Consider the following 21,304-nt stretch of genomic DNA (forward strand, 5'->3'; position numbering starts at 1 on the left):
ACGTGTAGGCGGCAGGAAACCCGGCCCCTCATCAGCATGTATGACCAATTGAGTGAAACTGGTTCGCGCGGGCGCTCACCGGCCTGCCCCTCCCCCACCGCTGAGAGCCTGTCGGGTGGCTGATCATGCGTGATGCGTGGCGGTCGTGATCTGACCGGCGAAGGGTCCAACCGTCTTCGGCACCGCCAGTACGTAACCGACGCCCGCTTCCTCCAGCATCCGGGCGGAATCCCCGTAGGCGGACTCGGCGGCCACCCAGGCGATCGGCAGATCGGAGGCGAGAGCCCGCAGGACCAGGCTCCGGGCGGCCTCACTCTTGGTCGCGAACGTTCTGTCCTCAGGGAGAAACGCTGCTGGCGTACTCAGTACCGGAGTAATGTTCATCGCGAGTTGTTCGTTTTCCCGCGGCGGCCACGGTCGGTGGCGAACTTGTCGGCGTCGAAGCCGGCCGTGTTGGGCAGCCTCCCGTCCTCCTGGTGACGCTGTTGCGGATCAGGCCGGTCGCGCTCGGGCCTGTCAACGACTGCGGTTGCGGACGGCGGTGGGCAGGCGGGTGTGGATGTGCTGGTGGTGCAGCAGCGGGTCGAAAACGTCCCATTCGGCGAGTGCGAGGTCTGAGATTCCTGGTGCGGCGGGCGGGGCCAGACGCAGAGCACAACACAACACCCTCTACGCTTCACTGCAGCGGTCACCGACGGTTGGCCGGAACAGAAAGGCGGCATCATGACCTCCACAACCAGCACCGCGGGCAGCGTCGAGGCCACAACAGCCCTCCTGCAGGCGGAACTTCCGCGACTGGAAGAGCGTCAGCAGGCCTTGGAGGAGGCACTCGTCACGGTCACCGAACGCCTGGAGTCGGTGCGCACTGCCCTGACCGCTCTGCAGGCGCTGACCGCCGCACCCCCCGTTCCGGCTGCGGCTGCGGTTGCGGCTGATCCTGAATCCGACACCTCCCCTGCTTCCTCGACCGACAGCGAGGCAGACGCCGACGCGAGGCCGGAAGTCACACCGCAGGGGCAGCAGGAACCCAGCCCCTCCGCTGCAACAGGCGACCTGCCGGAACCGGAGGCAGTCATCCCCGCCCCTCGCAAGGCCCGCAGGATCGCTTCCAACAACGGCAAGGCAGCTCCCAAGGCTCCCGCACAGCAGAAGAAGGAACGCCCCTCCAAGAAGGCCATCCCCGCCAAGTCCGAGAAAGCACAGGCCGCCCAGGAGACAGCACCTGGCGTGACGGCCAAGGACAGGGGCCGTCTCATCGAGCAGGTCATGGACGTGGTGTCCGCGGCCGGTGGCACGCCCGTCCGGGCCCGCGAAGTAACCGAGGCTCTGGGACGCGAACTCACAGCCGGTAGCATCAACACCGTGCGCAGCACACTCGATCGGCTCGTCGCCACCTCCAAGGCTCATCGTGCCGGCCGCGGCCTCTATCAAGCCCCTGCCAAGTAGCGCTTCCCGCGGGTGAGCACTGTCGCGGTGCTCGGACGGCAACGCGCCAGCGCTGCCGTCCACGGACAAGAGGCAACGGGCGGCGCCAGCCGCAGCCATGAATGACCAGAGCTGAACCAAGGAATGGTCTGGTGCGGCAGCCCGTGGGAGTGTCAGATGCCGGGTGGCTGGATTCGGCTGTAGGTGAGTCCGTTGCTGGTTCCGCCCGGGGTGGTGACCGTGACCTGGACCGGCCCCGCGATTCCGGCCGGCGCGGTAGCGGTGGCCTGGGTGGCCGAGACCACCGTGAACGACGCCGCCGCCGTACCACCGAAGCTCACCGCGGTCAGGTCGGTCAGGTTGGCGCCCGTCAGGGTCACCGTCGTCCCACCCGAGACCGGCCCCTGACTCGGAGCCACGGACGTGAGGGTCGGCGCCGCGACATAGGCGTAGGAAAGGCTGTTACTGGTGCCTCCCGGGGTGGTGACCGTGACCTGCACCGTCCCACTTCCCGCTGGGGCGGTGGCAGTGATCTGAGTGGCGGAGACCACCGCGAACGACGCCGCCGCCGTACCGCCAAAGCTCACCGCTGTCGTCCCGGTCAGACTGGTGCCGGTCAAGGTCACCATGGTTCCGCCCGAGACCGGCCCCTGACTCGGAGCAACCGCGCTGAGTGTCGGCGGGTTGAGGAAGAAGTAGGTGGGTCCGTTGCTCGTGCCGCCTGGGGTGGTGACCGTGACCTGGACCGGCCCCGCGATTCCGGCCGGCGCGGTAGCAGTGACCTGGGTGGCCGAGACCACCGCGAACAACGCCGCCGTACCACCGAAGCTCACCGCAGTCGCCCCGGTCAGACTGGTGCCGGTCAACGTCACCGTAGCCCCGCCCGAGACCGGCCCCTGACTCGGAGCCACGGACGAGAGGGTCGGCGCGTTGACGTAGAAATAGGCGAAACCGCCACTGGTGCCGCCTGGGGTGGTGACCGTGACCTGGGCGGGTCCTGCGGTTCCGGGTGGTGTAGTGGCTGTGACCTGAGTGGCGGAGACCACCGTGAACGACGCCGACGTGGCACCGAACTTCACTGCGGTCGCCCCGGTCAGATTGGTGCCGGTCAGGCTCACCGTAGCCCCGCCCGAGACCGGACCCTGATTCGGAGCAAGCCCGGTGAGGGTCGGCGCCGCGACATAGGTGTAGGGGAGACTGTTGCTGGTACCGCCCGGGGTGGTCACCGTGATGTTGATTGTGCCGCTGCCGACGGGGGCGACCGCGGTGATCTGAGTGGCGGAGACCACCGTGAACGACGCTGCCGCCGTACCACCGAAGGTCACCGCGGTTGCCCCGGTCAGGTTGGTGCCGGTCAGGCCCACCGTCCCGCCGGGCCCCTGACTCGGAGAAAGCGCGGTAAGGGTGGGCGCGTTGAGGAAGAAGTAGGAGGGACTGTTGCTGATACCGCCCGGCGTGGTGGCCGTGACCTGGACGGGTCCTGCGGTTCCGGGTGGTGTGGTGGCGGTGACCTGGGTGGCGGAGCCCACCGTGAACGACGCCGCCGTACCACCGAACTTGACTGCGGTCGTCCCGGTCAGGTTGGTACCGGTCAGGGTCACCACAGTCCCGCCCGAGACCGGCCCCTGGCTCGGAGAAAGCGTGGTGAGAGCCGGCGCCGCGACATAGCTGTAGGAAAGGCTGTTGCTCATGCCGCCCGGCGTGGTGGCCGTGACCTGCACCGTCCCACTGCCCGCTGGGGCGGTGGCGGTGATCTGAGTGGCGGAGACCACCGTGAACGACGCCGCCGTACCACCGAAGCTCACCGCGGTCACGTTGGTCAGGTTGGTACCCGTCAGGGTCACCACAGTCCCGCCCGAGACCGGCCCCTGGCTCGGAGAAAGCGTGGTGAGAGCCGGCGCCGCGACATAGCTGTAGGAAAGGCTGTTGCTCATGCCGCCCGGCGTGGTGGCCGTGACCTGCACCGTCCCACTGCCCGCTGGGGCGGTGGCGGTGATCTGAGTGGCGGAGACCACCGTGAACGACGCCGCCGCCGTACCGCCGAAGCTCACCGCGGTCGTCCCGGTCAGACTGGTGCCGGTCAAGAGCACTACGGTCCCACCGGAGACCGGCCCCTGACTCGGAGCAACCGCGCTGAGTGTCGGCGGGTTGAGGAAAAAGTAGGTGAGTTCGTTACTGGTGCCGCCTGGGGTGGTGACCGTGACCTGGACCGGCCCCGCGATTCCGGCCGGCGCGGTAGCAGTGACCTGGGTGGCCGAGACCACCGCGAACGACGCCGCCGTACCACCGAAGCTCACCGCAGTCGCGCCGGTCAGACTGGTGCCGGTCAAAGTCACCGTAGCCCCGCCCAAGACCGGCCCCTGACTCGGAGCCACGGACGAGAGAGTCGGCGCCGCGAGGAGGAAGAAGGAGAGGCTGTTGCTGATGCCCCCCGGGGTAGTGACCGCGACCTGCACGGTATCGCTACCCGCAGGAGGCATAGCCGAGATGGCCGTGTCTGACAGGACATCGAACGACACCGCGTTGTCCGTTCCGAACCTCACCGCAGTCGCACCCGTGAAACCACTCCCGCGGAGACTGACCGTGATACATCCTGAGCCGGAGCGTTGATCGGGGTGGACAACCGTCAACGTGGGCATGGGCAGGGTTGCCGCTGCTGCGGCCGCCGAGTGGGGCTGTTGCGACATGTCCGTGGTACCTCTTCTCTGCCAGGGGTCAACGGCGGGTGCCGGTCGGCGCCCGTGGGATGTGATGGTGAGCTCCCCTGGCAGAGGCACGGGTGACCGAGGTGGCGGTGTTCGAGGTGATCACGGCCGACCTGGTGCCGAACTTCACCGCCCTGGCGTTGGCGAGGTCGGTACCGGTGACCGCCACCGTGGTCCCGCCGTCCGGCGACGGCACTCGGTCGTAGGGCCGTTACTGGGCGGTCACTGTCTTCCACTGTGTCGCCGTAGCGTGTCAGGTGGTCCGGTCCGGGCCGGTGGAGCGGAGTCATGGGTCGCGGCCCCCGGCCCAGAAGGGTTCTGGGCCGGGGGCCCTTGGAGGAGCGGAGGTGGCGTCCTGCGAAGCTACCGCAACCGCTCCTGGTAGGGCGGTCCCTGCACGTGATCGCGCCGTGAGGGCGCGATCAGACGCCGGGGCCGGTGACGTACGTGAACGCGCCGGTGGCGGTCGCGCTGCCCGCGTCGTTGCTCACGACGACATCAACGAGACCTGCGGCCCCGGGCGGGGCGACGGCGGACACCGCCGTGTCGGAAACCACCGTGAAGGGCGCCGGGGTGCCGCCGAAGGTGACCTCGGTGGTCGTTGCAAGGCCGGTTCCCGTGATGGTCACCGCCGTGCCTCCCGACGTCGGACCCGCGGCCGGAGCCACCGCCGTCACGGTCGGCACTGCGACGTACGTGTACGACAGGCCGTTGTTGGTGCCGCCCGCCGTTGTGACGCTGACACCGACCGCGCCCGCGGCGCCGGCGGGTGCGACCACAGTGATCTGGCTGTCGGACACCACCGTTGGTACGGCAGTGTTGGCGCCGAAGGAGACGCCGCTGGCAGTGGAGAGGCCGGTTCCCGTGATGGTGACGGTCTCACCCCCCGCGGTCGACCCGGAGTTCGGACTGATGGACTGCTTGAAGGGCGCCCCCACGTAGAAGAAGGAGACCGGGTTGCTCGTCCCTCCCGCAGTGGTCACCGTGACGCCGACCGCGCCGTTGCCGGAAGGGGAGACGGCAGTGACCTGGGTGGGCGAGACATTGGTGACGGCGGTCGCGGACCGGGTGCCGAAAAGCACCGCGGTGGTACCGGAGAGATTTGTGCCGGTGATGGTGACGGGAGTGCCGCCGCCGCTGGATCCCTGGTTCGGACTGATGGGCATGAGATTCCTCCTTCGCTCGAAATGGGGTACATTTCCGAGCAGTGAGTGAGGCGTTCGGTTCGCCGTACGTCCCCATGCGATGAGGCGCTCCCCCTGGCCAAGTGTTCTGCTGTGGCCCTGTGCTGATGTTCCATTGGCGGTGTAGGGCCGCCGGAGCTCAGTCCGAGTCACCGAGGTGAGGGGAGGGATCCTGCGAGTGTCTGCTGCCGCAGGATCCGGAGCGCTTTATCGCGCACTGAGGATTCGTACGTCTCGCCGATTAGGTTATGAGAATTAACCCACCAGGGTGAATCGGAAAACAAGACCTAACGGTCGGAAGTCAGTCTTTCGACTGAGCGCCCAGGAGTGAAGCCCAGCACACTCATGGCGCATTCATGAATAGCTGTTTATGGTCACATATGACTGGCGGCCGGAAAATCTATCTTCCGGGATCGCTGTCCGGTATCCGTTCGACCGCCGGTGCCAGGGGCCGAGATCCCTGCTGTTCGATGCCGGTGGCCGCCCCGCGTCCGGTGCGCCGCAAGCCGCTGATCGTAGTCGGGCCCGAACAACTCGGGCAGTTCCTTGTCCAGCGTTCCGGCATCCGATGGATCGGAGCCCACACGGCCGGATCCTCGACCACGCGACTGGGATCAGTCATCTGCAGCCGCTCCAACCAGTGCGACAGCACCCATGCCTCATTGTTCGTGAGCTTGATCGTGACCTGTCCATCTCCTCCGCGTCCCGAGCACATCGTCGATAACTCGTCCGGCACCACCCGCTCGAGCCCGTCCGACACAAACAACTCAACGGCCACGGGCATCAAACGAAACGATGCCATGCCGGTTCCCGGCAACAAGCAGTACGTCGGAAGTGCACACATCACCCGTGATTCTTCCGCCGTCACCACCGCAGAATGCACGGGTCACTCTTGCGCGGACTGATCCCTCCCACCCGAGGAACCGTACGGCGATGCGCGGCGCTGCGATGCTCGGCTCCGTGTGCGTGCTGGTGGCGGCGTGGCTGTTGCTCGTCACCATGCGCGGCGCGCTCGACGAGGAACGCGCCTTCAGGGCAGCGGTCAGCTGCGCCTCGGACGGCGACGTTCCGGGCGGCCGTGACAACGACTGCCTGCGGGCTGTCAGGGCGGGGATCGACCGGACCGAGCGCGTGGAGGGACGGACGCCCTCGTACTGGTTGTACGTCACCGAGGCAGACGGGACGTCCAGCCGTACCCGTCTCAGGGGCAGTCCGCAGGAGCCGCCGATCGCCCGAGCGGGTATGCGCGTCGAGGTCACGTACTGGCGGGGGCAGATCCGGTACGTCGACTTCGAGTCCGTGCGTCAGTACACGAACGCGGACCCTCGCGGCGACTACAGGCTCTTCTGCGCATGCGGCCTCGCCCTCGGTTTTTACGGGACGGGCTTCTTGTGGGGCTGGTACTGGTTGGCCCGGCACTCCCGGGTTTCGGTCAGGGCGTACCCTCGGCAGGTCGGTCTCCCGTTCGTGGGTGCGCTCTGTCTCACCGCGCTCGGGGCGGCTGCGCCGTGGCTCACCGACAGCGTCGGGGCAGCACTCCAGCTCATTGGACTATGCAGCCCAGTGGTCCTGGCTGCCTGCTCAGTGGCCGCCCTGCTCCTGTGGCGGCGTCCGAGCGGCGACGACACCGTCGCTTTGAGGCCGTCCGTGCCTGCCGCGAAGCAGTGCTTCCTGGGCGTGATCCTGGGCAAGATCCCGTATGCAGGCAGTGGTGGATACCTGGTGGCCGACCCCGTCCATCTGGCATCGACCCCTGACCCGACCGGCGCCTTCTTCCGCCGAGAGGTGCCGCGCAGCCTGACCCCGGTCCGCGTCCGCCCGCCCTACTGGACGGATCCCCCCGACCGCCCCGACTACGGCGGCCGGGCCCTGGTCCTGGAGTGCGAGGACAACGGCGTGCCGGTGCTCATCGTCACCCACAGAAAGAACATCCCGTGGGTCCTGGGCGCCCTACAGCCGACACCTTCCGCCAACCCACCTCGGCCGTGACCCCTTACCCCGCTCGAAGCAACGTTCCTGCTGCCCGTTCAGCGCCCCTGCCCCAGGAGAGCTTCGACTCGCTGTCCTGAGGCAGGGCGAAGATTCGCGTGCCGGAGAACACGGCATGTACACCCGCTCAATCTGTTTCCGCACATCACGTGGCGCTCCGGACAGTGCGCCAGCCAGGGTCCGCGTCAGCCGTTGCTGCTGCTCAGCGCTCAACCATCCGTCGTCGTCCATGAACTGCGCTGTGGCTCCGGCGGCCTCTCCGGTGTCATGCGGGGCGGCCGCCGGGGTGGTGGTTGATCCATGACAGGCCTCTCCGGGGCCGTTCACTCCCTTTGGTTTTTTGTGCGGTGGAGACGGTCACCTCGACTGTGCGTTCGTCGTCGAGTTCATCAACGGCATGGAGGGTGGGTGCAGCGGGACCGAACACCAGCCCGTAACGTGCGGGACTCGAGTCTGGTGGGGGTCCGACCGTCATCGGGCCGTCATGGCCGCCGCTCCGCCGGAATGCACCGTCGGGCGGGTGAGCCCGGACCGTCGGCAACAATGCACCCCCACTGCTCGGCGAAAGCCCCCCAGAGCGTGCGCAGCCGGTTCTCTTCGCGCTCCACCTCGGCAACGACCCCGCCCGGTTCAAGGCCAAGGGCGTGCAGCGAACCGAGGTCCGTCGCACCCCAGGTGCGTATGTCATCGGCCAGCACCTCGGGGTGGAACTGAACACCCCACACAGCCGTGCCGATCCGGTAGGCCTGGTGGGTGCAGCGCTCGCTGGTGAGCAGCGGAACGGCGCCCTCGGGCAGGGTGGCCGTCTCCTCCCAGTGCCACTGCACTGCGCGCAACCAGCTGTCCTGGTCCACGAGTGGCGCGAACAGTGGGTCCGTAAAAGCCGCTTGATGGGGTATCAGGTCGTTGAGTCCGACCTCGGGCAGGGCGGCGTGCCGGACCTCGCCCCCGAAGGCCACTGTCAGCAGTTCCATGCCCAGGCAGATCCCCAGCGTGGGAAGGTCCCAGATTACGGCCTGCCGCAGCAGTTTCCGCACCTGCGGCAGCCAAGGTGCCTGCTCCTCGTCGTACGGGCCCATGGATCCGCCGAGGACCAGCAGCCCGTCGTACGCGTCCAGGGTGCGGGGCAGTGTGTCGCCCGCCCAGGGGCGACAGAGGTCGATCACCAGGCCCTGTTCGGCGAGGCGTTCACCGAACTGGGCCGGGCCCGTGCCGTCCTCGTGCTCCACGACGAGCACCCGCGCGCCGCTCACAGCCGCCCCGCCTCGACAATGCGGCGCAGGAAGGCGCGGGTACGCTCCTGCTGAGGGTCGCCGAAGATCTGGTCCGGCGGCCCTTCCTCCAGCAGTACGCCCTGATGGAGGAAGCACACCTTGTTCGACACCTCCCGGGCGAAGCCCATCTCATGGGTGGCCAGCAGCATGGTCATGCCGCCCTCGGCCAGTTCGCGGACGATGGCCAGGACTTCGGCGACGAGTTCGGGGTCGAGGGCCGAGGTGATCTCGTCGAGCAGCAGCGCGCGGGGGCCAGTGGCCAGGGCGCGTACGATGGCCACCCGCTGCTGCTGACCGCCGGAGAGCCGGTCGGGCATGCTGTCGGCCTTGTCGGCCAGGCCGACGCGCGCGAGCAGGGCGCGAGCCTGCTCCTCGGCCTCGACACGCGGTATCCCGCGCACCTGCATCGGCGCGAGGGCGACATTGCGCACCACGCTCATGTGCGGGAACAGATTGAAGTGCTGGAAGACCATGCCGACATCGCGTCGCAGCCGGTCCACATCGGTGCCGCGGCCGGAGGCGACATCACCGCCGACCCGGATCTCACCCCCGCTGATCTCCTCCAGGCCGTTGATGCAGCGCAGCAGGGTGGACTTGCCGCTGCCGGAGGCGCCGATCAGGGTCACCACCTGGTGCTGGGCCACGGTCAGGTCGATGCCGCGGAGCACGGGGGCCTGCCCGTAGCTCTTGTGCACCCCGTCGATCTCGATGAAGGCCATGTCAGGCTCCCTTGCCGCGGCGCTGCTCACGTGCCACCAGCCGGTCCACCAACCGGGCCTGCGGGATCGTGATGAGGATGAAGAGCGCCGCGACCACGGTCACCGAGGACAGGTTGAAGTGGTTGGACGCGAAGATCTTCGACTGGTTGAAGGCGTCGATGGTGCCGATGACATTGACCAGCGCGGTGTCCTTCTGCAGGCTGATGAAGTCGTTGAGCAGCGGCGGTACGACGCGGCGGGTGGCCTGCGGCAGCACCACATGGCGCAGCGTGGCACTGTGCGAGAGGCCGAGTGAACGGGCTGCCGCGCTCTGGCCGGGCGCGATGGACTGGATGCCGGCCCGGAACACTTCGGCGACGTACGCGCCGTAGGTGAGGGTGAGCGCGAGGATCGCGAACCACACCGGGCTGAGCGAGCTGAGCACCGGCACCTCGGCGAGCGGCAGTCCGAAGCCGATCAGATAGATGACGATGATCGCCGGTACGGCGCGGAAGCCGTCGATGTACGCCGTGGCGAGCAGTCGCAGCGGGCGGCCGGTACGCCCCGGCGCCATCCGGGCGAGAGCGAGCGCCAGTCCCCAGACGAGGATCAGGATCTGCGCGGCGACGGCGATGAAGAGGTTGGTGCCGAACGCGGAGGCGGTCTCCCGAAGGCTGATCCCGATCACTTCGCCGTCGAGGAAAGTGCGCTGCACGGCACGGTCATTGGCGAACAGGAACCAGACCGCGCCGAGCAGGACGAGCGCGGCCAGACACCAGCCCAGTACGGTCCGGGCGTCCTCGCGGCCCTCGGAGGCGGCCCGCCGGGCGTCGGCCCGTCGGTCCTCGGACCAGGCTGCGGCGGCCGCGCGGCCCGACCGCACCGCCCGCAGCGCGGGCCTCAGCAGCGTGAGCACGGCGACGGCCACGACGACCGCACCGCCGGCGACCGGCAGGCCGGAGCCGGGCAGGACCTTGCTCACGGACTGGGCAGTGGCGGCGGTCAGTGTCACGGTGACCAGGACGGCCGTCACCGCGGCGGCCGCGAGCGGCAGCGCCGGCGGGGGCGGGGTGGCCTTCGGCGGCTCGGTCCGCTCGGTCTTCAACACAGTCAACAGATCGGAGGACACGGTCACTTGGCGCTCCACACCGTGATCGCCGCCGGGTCCCCGCCGAAGGCCTCGGCCAGGTAGGTGGAGGAGAGCTTGTCGAGCGTGCCGTCCGTCTTCATCGCGTCGATGGCCCCATCGAGGGCGGCGGAGTTCTTGCCGCCCTTGGGGTACAGCGCTCCGTACGACTCGCCGGTGTCGTACTGCCCGATCACCTCAAGCTTGCCCTTGGACTCCTGGGCCTTGCCGAGCACGATGGCGACATCGGTGAGGGCGGCGTCGATCTGGCCCGCCTGGAGCGCGGCCTGCAACTCGACATCGCCCGCGAACACCTTCGGCCGGCTCTTCGGGTGGAGGCGGTCGCGGACGAAGTCGGCGCCCGTAGTGCCCTGCTTCACGCCGAGCCGCAAACTCCCGATGTTGTCCTCGGTCACCTTGGACCCGGACTCGACCAGCACGCCGATGTCGGAGGAGAAGTACGGCGACGAGAAGTCCACCACCTTGCGGCGGGCGTCGGTGACGGAGATCTCCGCGAGCGCCATGTCGAAGTCCTGGGCCTTGCCCGCGACGAGCGCGTCGAAGGACACATTGCGCACGGTGAGCTTGGACAGGCCGGCCCGGTAGGCGAGATTCGCGGCCATGCAGTACTCGTATCCGCTGTCGATTTGACGCACGGTGTCGCCGTTCCACCAGCCGGGGCTGGGAAGGTCACCGACCACGGTGAGAGTGTCCTTCTCGACGGTCTTGAGGTGAATCGAGCCGCGGGCGCCGGTCACCTTGCACTTGCCGTAGGCGCGGGACCCCTTGGCGTCGGTGGTGTGGGTGGTGGAGTCGTCGCTGCCGACCGCGGAACCGCTGCAGGACGTGAGCGCCGCGAGCAACACGGCGGTGAGTGCGGGCAAGGCAAACGTACGGACGCTGCGCATGGAGCTCCTAGAGGAGAGGTGCCGGGAAGCGGTGACGCCACACTGCCCAAAACGTTTTTGTACGTCAAGACCTCGAGGTCAGCGAAAGAAAAACGTTTTGGGCTTCGAGGGTGCGGACAGACCGTTCTCTGGCACTCTTGAGGCCGCCGCGCGTTGGAGCTCGGTGGATGACACGGAAGGGCGACCCAATCATGACCAGTCGGAAATCGACACGGGCCGGGGAGGCCGGCCGGCGGATCGGTATCCGCGACGTGGCGCAGGCCACCGGCCTGTCCATCACCACCGTGTCCCACGCCCTGCACGGCAAGGGCCAGATCGCCCCGGCCACCCGCGAGCGCGTCCGCCGCGCCGCCGAGGAACTCGGCTACCGCCCCGACCCCGTGGCCCGCGGACTGGTCTCCGGACGCACCGGCATCCTCGGACTGGCCGTAGGTCATATGTCGGACCGCCCGTGGGCCGGCACCTACCGCCCGTACTATGCGGCGTTCTCCGCCGGCGCCACCATGACCGCCGTCGAGCGGGACTACGCGCTCGTCGTCGTCCCGAGCGATCCGGCCTCCGGGCTGTGGGCCCGCGTCCCCATGGACGGCCTCATCATCGTCGACCCGGTACGGGAGGACCCGCTGCTCGCGGACTGCGCGCGCCGCCGCATGCCGGTGGTCACCGACGGCCGCCCCATCGATCCGGGATACGAGGATGTACCCACCGTGGAGAGCGACTTGGAGCATGGCATGGCCGAAGTCCTCGACCACCTGCGGGACTCCGGCGCCAGACGGGTCGGTCTCCTCTCGGGCCCGGAACCCGACGCGTACACCCAGGATTCCGAGCGCCTCTACCGCGAGTGGTGCGCCGCGGCCGGCCGGCCGGCGTTCGTCGAGACACCGGCTGCCTCCGAGGATCCGGTGGAGGCGGCGCTACGACTTCTGTCCGGCCCCGACCGCCCGGACGCGGTCCACGGCCTCAACGAGACATACGGCCAGGCCCTGGTGATCGCGGCCCGGCGGCTGAGCCTGCGCATCCCCGACGACCTGATGGTCAGCGTGATGCGTGAGAGCGACCAGTCCTGCGGCACCGAGGACTGGGATGTACCGCTGACCGCCCTGAGCCTGGACGCGCGCCGCCTGGGCGCCGAGTCCGTGACGATGCTGATCGATGTCCTGGAGGGAAAGGCGCCGCGTCATGTGATGGTGCCGTGCACCGTCGTGGCCCGGAGGTCCACGCGCCGTGCGTGAACGGCGCCGGGCCCGCGCATGGCCCAGACCAGGTGCCGTTGATGCGCGGTCAGGCGCGGCAACCCGTGGCCCTTGGGCGTAACGCGGTCCTCACCGCCATCGCCGACGCCGGTACGGGAGGCAAGATCGAAGCGACACTGCGCGCGGTCACCGCCGACGGCGGCGGAGACGGCCGCCGCTGGGAACTTCAGTTGCCCGGCTCTCCCCGCTCAAGGACCGGCACATCAACTTTCTGGGCCGCTACCTGTTCAACTCCAGGACAGCGGCCCCGGCCAGAGCCTGGGATCCTTCCGGGACGCGGGCACCGCCGAGGACGCCGAAAACGAATAGGTGGTTCGTTAGATGGCAAAGCTGATGTACTGGACACCTGATACCGGCCGCACACGGCGCGCGGCTGCGCCGACCGGACACCCACCACAAGGTGCCCCCCATGCCGGAAACCCCGGCCCGATTCCGACGGGCCGGGGTTTCCATGTGATGCGCAGGATGCTGTTAGTACCGGTCGCGGTCGTCGCGGTCGAAGTGGTCCCGGATCACCCGGAAGCTGCCCACGACACCGTTGCGGACGAACACGCCACCGCGGACCTGGCGGGTGAAGACACCGTTGCTGGTGCTCCAGGGACCGACCGTCGCGACCGGGGAACCGTTGTCGCAGGTCGCCCCACGGAAGAACTCAACGGTCCTGCGGCTGTCGTTACGGACGTTGAAGCTCCGGGCGCCCAGACCGCTCACCACAGTGATGCAGCCGTCCTCACCACGGGCGGAGTACGACCGCTCGTTGATGAAGATCCGGCCCCCCTCACGGTCATAGCCACCGCGGTCGTTGCCACCGCGGTCGTTGCCACCACGGTCATTGCCACCACGGCCGTTGCCACCACGGTCATTGCCACCACGGCCGTTGCCACCACGGTCATTGCCACCACGGTCGTTGCCACCGCGGCCGTTGCCACCACGGTCATTGCCACCGCGGTCGTTGCCACCGCGGTCGTTGCCACCGCGGTCACCTCCCTCGCCCCCCCTTCCGTTCCCGTTCCCGTTCCCGTTCCCGTTCCCGAACCCGTTCCCGTTCCCGAACCCGTTCCCGTTCCCGTTCCCGTTCCCGTTCCCGTTTCCGTTCCCGTTCCCGTTTCCGTTCCCGTTCCCGTTTCCGTTCCCGTTTCCGTTTCCGTCCCCACTCAGCGGAGCCACGGCCGGAACGGCCTGCTGAACGGACGGGGCAGCCTGGGTGGACCCGGCGGCCGAGGCATACGTGATGCCGGTAGTAGCCAGAACCGCAGCGCCTACAACGGCGGCGGTCACAGCGACGGTACGCGTGGTCATGTCACTTCTTCCTGTCTCAGAGACGTCGGCTGGGCAGCCGACCTGAGACGAACGTACTTTCAGCCCCAATAGGTGTCATATCGGAAAGTCCCAAGGCGTGACACCACAGGGCCGACCGGGTGTACACACACGCCACCCCACTCACCGCACCGCTACCTGATAAACCGTCAAAATATAAGAAAATAGCCCCACATGGCGCACGATTAGCCCTTCCGAGCGACTTACCCACACCCCCTCACCCACCCGGCAGCACCCTCACCCCCAACCACCACCCACACCCACCACTCAAGCCCGACACCCCCTCACCCCCCTTCTTCCAGGTGCCGTCGGCCGCCCACTTCCGTAGCCGGTTGTGGCCCCCCTCCCACAAGCCGAACTCGGCGGGCAGGTCCATCCACGGCGAACCGGTGCGGTACTTGATTGCAATCGCGTCGATCACCTGTCGGTGATCCCGCCGCCGCCCGATGGTCCTCGACGCTCCCCACGGGCTGGTCCACCATCGAGTCAGCGAAGGGAAGGAACACCCGGGCCAAGTCGTCGGAAAGGTTCCTGGCGGGAACCGATCCGGCCAGGTCCGGGATGCCCGTCCCCAGATCGAAAGGCGGTCTGGCTCGTGAACCACGCCCGGGAAGGGCATCACGCATCCGCCTCACCTCGGCCAGGGAGGGCAGCTCGGCCTCCACCGACACCTCGGAGTACGACTGGACACCGAACGCCACCATCCGACGAGCCACGCTCACGGCGATTACGGGGTCGAAGGTGTGGAAGACGGGGTAAGCGATGCCAACGGACATGCGAAGCCCCTGACACAGCCCCGCGCGGGCAGACCTCCAGTTCCTCGTCGCCAACCGGCCTGATCCGAAAGAAGCGGCCTGGGCGAGGAAGGCTGTATGTACACCGTGGTCGCGGACGCGAGCGCCGGTGCGTTGGGGGGTGGGCCGTCTTCTCAGCGCGGGCGCAGGACGCGGTACGCGCTTGCGGAAGTCAGAAACCGATTCACCTGGTGGCTCGTCTTGGGAGGCGAGGTCGAGTGGATGGGAAGCCATGGTGGAGCAGGCGCGGGCGGACAGCAGTGCGACGTCGACGGTGAAGGCCGCTGCGCTCCAGGGGGAGCAGCGGCGGGCGGGGCGGTGGGTTCCGGGCGAGGACGCGAGGGTCCGGTCGGCCTGGACGCGGGGGCGGGTGCTCGCCGCGCTCGCGGTGCTGACGGCCGGGCTGCTGGCGTTCCACCGGGCCGTGCCCAACTCCATCGGCCGCCTGGGCAGTCTGCTGGAAGCGTTCCTGCCCTGGCTCGGCCTGGTGGTCGTGGTGCTGCTCGGCGTGGCGCTGGCGCGCCGTTCGGCCACCGCGCTGGTGGCCCTGCTCATGCCGGTGGCGGTCTGGATGTATCTCTTCGGCGGGCTGCTCCTGCCCGGGGCGAAGCCCGGCGCGCACGACCTGCTCGTGGTGCAGCACAACGTCAGTGACGAGAACACTGACCCGGCAGGCACGGCCCGCGCCCTGGCTGATGCCAAACCCGATCTCATCGCGCTGGAGGAGCTGGTACCCCCGGCGCTGCTGGTCTACGAGAAGACCCTCGCCTCGGACTACCCGCACCACACGGTCCAGGGCACTGTCGGACTCTGGTCGAAGCATCCGCTGACCGACACCCGTCTGTTGGACATCAAACCCCAGGGGATCGTGGAGGCCTGGAGTCGCGGGCTGCGGACCGTGGTCCACACGCCGCACGGCGAGATCGCGGCGTACGTCGCGCACCTGCCATCGGTCCGCGTCCGGGCGAGCGGCCTCGCGTCCTCCTGGCGCGACGAGAGCGCGGGCCTGCTGGGCGAGGCCGTCGCCGCCGACAGGCTGAAAACGGTGATCCTGCTGGGCGACCTCAACAGCACGGTCGACGACCGTGGGCTGGCCCCGCTGGCCTCCCGGATGAACGTGGCGGAACGCGGCTTCGCCTTCAGCTTTCCCGCCGCCTTCCCGCTGGCCCGGATCGACCAGGTCATGGCCCGCTCGGCGACCGTCGCCCACATCCGCACCTTGCCCGCCACCGGCAGCGACCACCTGCCGGTCGCCGCCCGGATCACACTGGGCTGAATAAGGGGGCTCGGTGACAGCACTCCTGTGCAGATGACAACCAGTGCCGCATCAGGCCATGTTCGCCCTGTTCCCGCCTGGCGGGGTCAGCTTGTTCCGAGTGGCGCAGCGCGGCCTGACCCTGGATCCACCGCAGGCCGCTCCCCCCGCTGCCGCGACGGATGGTCGACGCGGGCCCACTGGGCGGCATGTCCGGCCGCCGCTCCTACGGCTGCCCGGCGACCGCCCGCTGAGAGCCGCGCGGGCCGGCCCCCGAAAGGGGCCGGCCCGCGCCCATTACTACGGAACCGGGTCATCCGGACCTGGTCACGGGGCCTTCTTGGGCGTGAAGTTGCCGGTGACGGTACCCCCCTCGTGATCTTCACAGTGGTGACGGTCGGCTGGTAGCCGTCCTTGTCCACGATCACGGTGAGCGGGTTGTTGCGGGTGTCCAGTCAGAGCGCGAAGGTGCCGTCCTTGGCGGTCCGCAGCGTGTAGCTGGTCGCCCAGCTGTCGATCTGGACGGTCGCCCCTGCGAGCGGCGCGGTGCCGCCCTTGCCGTCGGCACCCAGCACGGTGCCGGCGTACTTGCCCCAGGTGGGCCGACGGGCTGACGTGCATGGTGACGCCGATGTTGTCGCCCGCGTACGGGGTGTCGGTCTGGACGGTCGGCGCGGCGGTGCAGGCGCCGGGCTGGGTGATCTCGGGAACCGAGGCGTCCAGGGTGACGATGATCGTCGTGCTTCCCCCGGGCTTGGTGACGACCTGGTAGCCGGGGTTCACAGCGGTGAAGTGCAGGGTGTAACTCTCGCGGCAGGTCGACGCTGTACGCACGGGGTGCAGCTGCCGTCGGAACCCGCCGTCATGTCGTTGAGCGCGGCCGGGTTCTGGTACGGGTACGAGTTCGGGTAGCTGCCCGCGGCAGGGGTGCCGGCCGCGGCGTACGCCTCGTCGCCGATCGGCGACGAGGCGCTGGTGCCGCCGTACACGGCCCGGCCGGAGCCGCCGTAGGTCTGGTACACCGAGACGCCGGTGACCGGGTCGGCGACCACGGGGACGTCGGCGACGCTCCGCATGTCGCAGCCGGTGTCGGTCTGAAAGGCCGGCTTGGGCTCGTACAGCGAACAGCCCGAGCCCGGGCCGCCGTAGCTGTGGTGCCACACCGACTCGGACCAGCCGCGGCTGGTGGTGGCCGTGTCCCGCGTCAGGGCGGCGCCACCGACCGAGGTCACGTACTGCGAGGGAGGAGGCGGGGCGGCAGGCGAGGCGCTCGGCCGGTCCCGTGGCGGACCGACGACGAAGCCGCATCTGAAGCGCGACACCGTCGAGCGGGCGATCAGCAAACTGAAGCAGTTCAGAGCTGTCGCCACCCGGTATGATAAGCGCGGATACGTCTACCTCGGCCGTCACCGCCGCTGCCCTGTTGGTATGGCCCCGAACTTGACCGCGGAAAGTAGATCCACAACCGGCGCCTGTGCAGGGTTCTTACTTGCTGTGCACGATCTGGATCAGGTTGCCGCAGGTGTCGTCCAAGACCGCAGTGGTGACCGGGCCCATCTCCAGCGGAACCTGGGTGAAGTGCACCCCGAGCTCGCGCAGCCGGTTGAACTCCGCATCTACGTCGTCCACGGCGAAAGAGGCGGCCGGGATGCCGTCCTGGACCAACGCCGTCTTGTACGGCTGCACCGCGGGATGGCCGGAGGGCTCAAGCAGCAGTTCGGTCCCCTCGGGATCCTCCGGCGAGACCACAGTCAGCCACCGGTCCGTACCCAGCGGGACGTCGTGCTTCTTCACGAATCCCAGCACGTCGGTATAGAAGCGCAGGGCTTTGTCCTGGTCGTCGACGAAGACGCTGGTGAGGTGGATCTTCATGGAGTGCTCTCCGGTGCATCGGGCCCGAGCCATCGGGTCACGATGCGCTCAAGGGGTTCGGTGTTCAGGTCGTGGAACTTGTAGCGGCCCTGGCGCCATGAAACGACCAGACCCACAGATTCCAGTACGGCCAGATGTTGGCTGATCGCCTGGCAGGACAGCCCCAGGTCGTGTTGGTCACCAGCCGTGTGCAAATCTCGAACAGGCTTTGGCCGTCCCGTGCCGCCAGCTCATCAAGGATGCGAGTCGGGTGGGGTCGGCCACCGCCTTGAAGACATCCTCCGCCACCATAGGCAAGTAGCGGCTTACCTATCAAGCAGGCGCCGGTCCAGACCGCGAGGAGTAACTGCAGCTCTCAGACGACGTGGTAGAGGCTCAGGCCGGCGCGTCTCTTTGGGGATCGGGCCGGCCGCTGATGCCGGCCCAGCGCTTCGCGCCGACGATGCCGAAGACAGGGGGTCGTTCGTCCTGTTCGCCGACGTGTCCGGATCCCGTTTCCTTGCAGTGGCGTCAACCAACGGCTCGGTAAACGCGGCCCCCCGGTCACCGGCAGCGGAGTTCGCGCCGCTGCGGGTGAACGCATTCTCGCCCGGCACCATCGACACGGGCGCGTCGGACGAGCCGGGCGACAAGAAGGACTCCTCCCCGCGGCAGAAGGTCACACGGTGCCGGTGTGGAGCGTCAGCGCGGTGTACCCCTCACACAGGCCGCCGTCTCCGCCATGACCAGCACCTTCACGACCAGCGCCCGTCTGGCGGCTGACGGCGGACAAGCGCCCGCGCACCCTCGCCTGAGGTCACAGCACAGTTGCGTGGCGCAGGACTTCGGACGGCGGAGCCGCGGCCGCGAGCACTGCGTTGTGGATGTCCCCGCCGGCCGGGGCGCGCCTCCTTCGAAGCGGGCCCACTGTGCCGATCCCACGGGTCGACACCGCTCGAAGCCCCCGACTCACTTCCGGACACGGAATGAACTCGGGCGGCTACTCATCGCGTTCGTACTCTGCCCGAGCCCGCTTCTCGTCGAGTTCATCCTGGGCGGCACGGTAGATGTCCCTGACGACTCTGCGAACAGCCTGATCATCGGAACCTGAGGAAGCGTCCCGGATGCGGGCGGCCCACTCGTCTACGTCATGCAGATTTTCCGATTTCTCGCTCATATCACATTTGTACTCTTTTGGAGCTTCGCTTGTCTCCCCTGCCGGTAGGTGAAGCGGCAGTGGTGGCCCAACGGCAGACCCAGACTGCGCAGATCCGCCAGGGGTGTGCTTTCGGCCTTGGCCGGAGAGCGCGGCGAGGAGTCGGCGAGCTGCGATGAGCCGTATGGGGTCTGGCTGCTGCGATGACTCTCGGTGGCCCGTTTCGCGCTATCCGCCGAACTGTTGCACGTTGATGACCAGCAGGGCGATGTCGTCGCTGCGGGGTGCGCCTTGCGTGGCGTAGTGGACGAGAGCGTCTGCGAGGGTCTCCGCCGTCCCGCCCGGGGCTCGTGCGAGATGCTCGGCGAGGTCGGCGATGGCTTCCTCGATGTCCGCACCGGGGGTTTCGACGAGTCCGTCGGTGTAGAGAGCAAGCACGCTGCCGGGTGGCAAGGGGATCTCGGTGGTCGTGTAGTCGGCGGTTCGATCGATGCCGAGCACGAGCCCGGGCAGCATCTGGACGACTTCAGTGCGTCCGTCGGGATGGCGCAGGAGCGGTGGAGGGTGGCCGGCGGTAGCCAGGCGGGCACGGTGGCGTGCCAGGTCGAAGTGGACATAGAGGCAGCTGGTGAACAGGCCCGGGTCGAGGTCGGTGAGCAGGTGGTTGGTGCGGGCGAGGACTTCGCCGGGGGATGCACCGGCGGTGGCGTGGACCGCGGTACGGACCTGGCCCATGAGGGCGGCGGCATTGACATTGTGGCCTTGGACGTCGCCGATGGCGGCGGCTGCGTTCGATTCGTCGAGGCGGATGAGGTCGTAGAAGTCGCCTCCGATGTCCACGCCGCGGGTGGCCGGGACATAGCGGGCGGCCAGGTCCAGCCCGGGGATCGAGGGCAGGGCGTGGGGTAGCAGGGCGGCCTGCAGACTGTGGGCGAGTTGGTGTTGGGCGTCGTAGAGGCGGGCGCGTTCCAGGGCTTGGGCGACCAGCCCGGCGATCGAGGTGAGGACGGCGCGTTCTTCTGTGGCGAAGGGGTGGGGCCGGTCGTAGGCGAGCACCATCGAGCCGACGGTGCGGCCGGAGGCGGTCAGCGGCAGGAACGCCCAGGCGGCCATGTCGTCTTCGAGGACGGCAGGAGGGTAGACGCGTTTCAAGTCCGCGAAGGTGGCGAAGAAAGCGGGAACGCCGGTGGTCAGGACGCGTACCGCGGGGGTGTCCGAGGTCAGGGGGGCGGCGTCGAAACGGTCCATGAGCTCGGTGGTGTAGCCGTGGTGACCGATGATCCGCAGTCGGCCCTCCTGCGCGGTCATCAGGGCGAGGGCCTGGACGCCGAAGGCGGGCATGACCTGGGACGGGATCCTCTCGACCACATCCTGTACCGCGACGGCTTCGGTGAGCGTGGCGGCCAGGTGCAGCAGGTGATAGAGCTCCCCCGCTCGGCTTGGCGTGACCGGCGACGTGGGGCGCTGCGCCTCCGGCGTGTCTTCGGCATGGGCCGTGGGGATGGGGGCGGGAGTGATACGGACACTGATGCCGGAGGCATCCGGATGGAGCTGGAAGGACAGCCACCGATCCGGCGGGCGCCGGGCGGTGAAGGACGTGGATTGGCGGCTGAACACCGCGGATCGGTAACTGTCTTCGAAGACCGGGTCGTCCAGCCACGGCAGCGCCTCCGAGGGAAGTGCGCCCAGCAGGTCAGGGACTTCCGCTCCGACGAGTTCTGCGGCAGCAGCGGTGATGAAGGTGATCCGGCCTTCCAGGTCCAGCGCGCAGCAGCCCCCGGGAAGACGCTCGGCAAAGTCGACGGCGGCCATTGCCTCGTCCGGACGGGGGGTGGATGAGCGGTACGGCGGCAGCACTCGCGGCTCGGCTCCGGGCAACACGGGGCGGTCGCTGTCGGCGGCCCGCTGCAGGAGCAGGCCGGTGTGGCGGCAGAAGACGTCGATCGCGTCGCGCTCGCGCTGAACCAGCCGCGGCGGATGCGAGCCGGGCCAGAGCAGCACCAACCCGCCCCGATCGGTGTCACCTGAGGTGATCGGGGCGGCGGCTGCCGCAAAGTGGTAGGGCAGCACGAGCGCGGCCTTCGGGTAGCGGCGTGCCATCTCTTCGCGGCTGCCGACCCACACCACGCGCCGCTCGCGTACTGCCTCGGCCACCGGAATCGGGGCCGCCAGCTCTACCTGTGCCCAGGGTGCGACAATCTGGGGTGGAATCCCAGTCAGCAATGCCTGCCGCAGTACCGTCTCGCCTGACGGGAGCAGGTACACCACACCCACAGACGCACCGGCCTCCCGCACGACCCGGACCAGAGCGGGGTCCAGCAGCTCCAGGTCGGAACCTGCTGCGGGGACGGACGCCGCGTCCCGCACGT

General features: G+C 68.5%; 17 protein-coding genes and 4 pseudogenes. 6 read left to right on the forward strand and 15 right to left on the reverse strand.

The window, feature by feature from the left end; translation table 11 throughout:
• Positions 1 to 171 precede the first annotated feature (171 nt).
• Positions 172 to 354 (reverse strand): annotated as a pseudogene (locus AB0I23_RS31205) (IS701 family transposase); the annotation flags it as partial.
• A 369-nt stretch (positions 355 to 723) separates the two neighbouring features.
• Here AB0I23_RS31205 and AB0I23_RS31210 point away from each other — a divergent pair.
• On the forward strand, positions 724 to 1,446 hold the full coding sequence (locus AB0I23_RS31210; RefSeq protein WP_359114311.1) for a hypothetical protein: 723 nt from the start codon (positions 724 to 726) through the stop codon (positions 1,444 to 1,446).
• A 152-nt stretch (positions 1,447 to 1,598) separates the two neighbouring features.
• Here the strand turns inward: AB0I23_RS31210 and AB0I23_RS31215 are convergent, their stop codons facing one another.
• Positions 1,599 to 4,112 carry a beta strand repeat-containing protein gene (locus AB0I23_RS31215; RefSeq protein ID WP_359114313.1) on the reverse strand — a complete coding sequence of 838 codons (2,514 nt, stop codon included), beginning with the start codon at positions 4,110 to 4,112 and terminating at the stop codon, positions 1,599 to 1,601.
• A gap of 92 nt (positions 4,113 to 4,204) precedes the next feature.
• Between AB0I23_RS31215 and AB0I23_RS31220 the strand changes: the two genes are divergently transcribed.
• Entirely contained in the window at positions 4,205 to 4,336 is a 132-nt protein-coding gene (locus tag AB0I23_RS31220; RefSeq protein ID WP_359114315.1) for a hypothetical protein, read from the forward strand.
• A gap of 216 nt (positions 4,337 to 4,552) precedes the next feature.
• On the opposite strand, the gene AB0I23_RS31225 is transcribed toward AB0I23_RS31220, so the two are convergent.
• Together AB0I23_RS31225 and AB0I23_RS31230 are read right to left on the reverse strand one after the other, a co-directional pair.
• The gene (locus tag AB0I23_RS31225; RefSeq protein WP_359114317.1) at positions 4,553 to 5,296 is read right to left on the reverse strand and encodes an IPT/TIG domain-containing protein; all 744 of its coding nucleotides are present in this window, start codon (positions 5,294 to 5,296) and stop codon (positions 4,553 to 4,555) included.
• A gap of 418 nt (positions 5,297 to 5,714) precedes the next feature.
• Entirely contained in the window at positions 5,715 to 6,182 is a 468-nt protein-coding gene (locus AB0I23_RS31230) for a hypothetical protein (protein ID WP_359114319.1), read from the reverse strand.
• Positions 6,183 to 6,247: 65 nt separating this feature from the next.
• Between AB0I23_RS31230 and AB0I23_RS31235 the strand changes: the two genes are divergently transcribed.
• Entirely contained in the window at positions 6,248 to 7,303 is a 1,056-nt protein-coding gene (locus AB0I23_RS31235; RefSeq protein ID WP_359114321.1) for a hypothetical protein, read from the forward strand.
• A 482-nt stretch (positions 7,304 to 7,785) separates the two neighbouring features.
• Here the strand turns inward: AB0I23_RS31235 and AB0I23_RS31240 are convergent, their stop codons facing one another.
• The 4 genes from AB0I23_RS31240 to AB0I23_RS31255 are packed head-to-tail and all read right to left on the reverse strand — an operon-like array spanning position 7,786 to position 11,309.
• Entirely contained in the window at positions 7,786 to 8,556 is a 771-nt protein-coding gene (locus AB0I23_RS31240) for a type 1 glutamine amidotransferase (RefSeq protein ID WP_359114323.1), read from the reverse strand.
• On the reverse strand, positions 8,553 to 9,296 hold the full coding sequence (locus AB0I23_RS31245) for an amino acid ABC transporter ATP-binding protein (RefSeq protein ID WP_359114325.1): 744 nt from the start codon (positions 9,294 to 9,296) through the stop codon (positions 8,553 to 8,555). Before AB0I23_RS31245 ends, AB0I23_RS31240 begins: the two co-directional genes overlap by 4 nt.
• A gap of 1 nt (position 9,297) precedes the next feature.
• A complete protein-coding gene (locus AB0I23_RS31250) occupies positions 9,298 to 10,410 on the reverse strand; it encodes an amino acid ABC transporter permease (RefSeq protein WP_359114327.1) in 1,113 nt (370 codons plus the stop codon).
• A complete protein-coding gene (locus AB0I23_RS31255) occupies positions 10,407 to 11,309 on the reverse strand; it encodes an ABC transporter substrate-binding protein (protein WP_359114329.1) in 903 nt (300 codons plus the stop codon). The genes AB0I23_RS31250 and AB0I23_RS31255 overlap by 4 nt, the downstream gene beginning before the upstream one ends.
• A gap of 191 nt (positions 11,310 to 11,500) precedes the next feature.
• On the opposite strand from AB0I23_RS31255, the gene AB0I23_RS31260 reads away from it, so the two are divergent.
• The gene (locus AB0I23_RS31260) at positions 11,501 to 12,541 is read left to right on the forward strand and encodes a LacI family DNA-binding transcriptional regulator (RefSeq protein WP_359114331.1); all 1,041 of its coding nucleotides are present in this window, start codon (positions 11,501 to 11,503) and stop codon (positions 12,539 to 12,541) included.
• Between the two features lie 492 nt (positions 12,542 to 13,033).
• On the opposite strand, the gene AB0I23_RS31265 is transcribed toward AB0I23_RS31260, so the two are convergent.
• Together AB0I23_RS31265 and AB0I23_RS31270 are read right to left on the reverse strand one after the other, a co-directional pair.
• Positions 13,034 to 13,861: a hypothetical protein gene (locus AB0I23_RS31265; protein WP_359114333.1), complete on the reverse strand. Its 828-nt coding sequence runs from the start codon at positions 13,859 to 13,861 to the stop codon at positions 13,034 to 13,036.
• Between the two features lie 310 nt (positions 13,862 to 14,171).
• A pseudogene (locus tag AB0I23_RS31270) lies at positions 14,172 to 14,498 on the reverse strand (transposase); the annotation flags it as partial.
• A 407-nt stretch (positions 14,499 to 14,905) separates the two neighbouring features.
• Here AB0I23_RS31270 and AB0I23_RS31275 point away from each other — a divergent pair.
• A complete protein-coding gene (locus tag AB0I23_RS31275) occupies positions 14,906 to 15,949 on the forward strand; it encodes an endonuclease/exonuclease/phosphatase family protein (RefSeq protein ID WP_436847027.1) in 1,044 nt (347 codons plus the stop codon).
• Between the two features lie 610 nt (positions 15,950 to 16,559).
• Positions 16,560 to 16,700: a hypothetical protein gene (locus AB0I23_RS31280; protein ID WP_359114335.1), complete on the forward strand. Its 141-nt coding sequence runs from the start codon at positions 16,560 to 16,562 to the stop codon at positions 16,698 to 16,700.
• 61 nt (positions 16,701 to 16,761) lie between these two features.
• Here AB0I23_RS31280 and AB0I23_RS31285 read toward each other — a convergent pair.
• The 5 genes and pseudogenes from AB0I23_RS31285 to AB0I23_RS31305 all read right to left on the reverse strand — a co-directional run.
• Positions 16,762 to 17,184: pseudogene (locus AB0I23_RS31285) on the reverse strand (galactose oxidase); the annotation flags it as partial.
• Between the two features lie 229 nt (positions 17,185 to 17,413).
• Positions 17,414 to 17,800 carry a VOC family protein gene (locus tag AB0I23_RS31290; RefSeq protein WP_359114338.1) on the reverse strand — a complete coding sequence of 129 codons (387 nt, stop codon included), beginning with the start codon at positions 17,798 to 17,800 and terminating at the stop codon, positions 17,414 to 17,416.
• A pseudogene (locus AB0I23_RS31295) lies at positions 17,797 to 18,088 on the reverse strand (ArsR/SmtB family transcription factor). The gene AB0I23_RS31290 and the pseudogene AB0I23_RS31295 overlap by 4 nt, the downstream one beginning before the upstream one ends.
• 691 nt (positions 18,089 to 18,779) lie before the next feature.
• The gene (locus AB0I23_RS31300; protein WP_359114340.1) at positions 18,780 to 18,956 is read right to left on the reverse strand and encodes a hypothetical protein; all 177 of its coding nucleotides are present in this window, start codon (positions 18,954 to 18,956) and stop codon (positions 18,780 to 18,782) included.
• 207 nt (positions 18,957 to 19,163) lie between these two features.
• Complete coding sequence (locus AB0I23_RS31305) at positions 19,164 to 21,302, reverse strand: SpoIIE family protein phosphatase (RefSeq protein WP_359114342.1); 2,139 nt, start codon at positions 21,300 to 21,302, stop codon at positions 19,164 to 19,166.
• Between the last annotated feature and the right edge of the window lie 2 nt (positions 21,303 to 21,304).

This window comes from Streptomyces atratus (assembly GCF_040655115.1).
GTDB lineage: Bacteria > Actinomycetota > Actinomycetes > Streptomycetales > Streptomycetaceae > Streptomyces > Streptomyces atratus_D.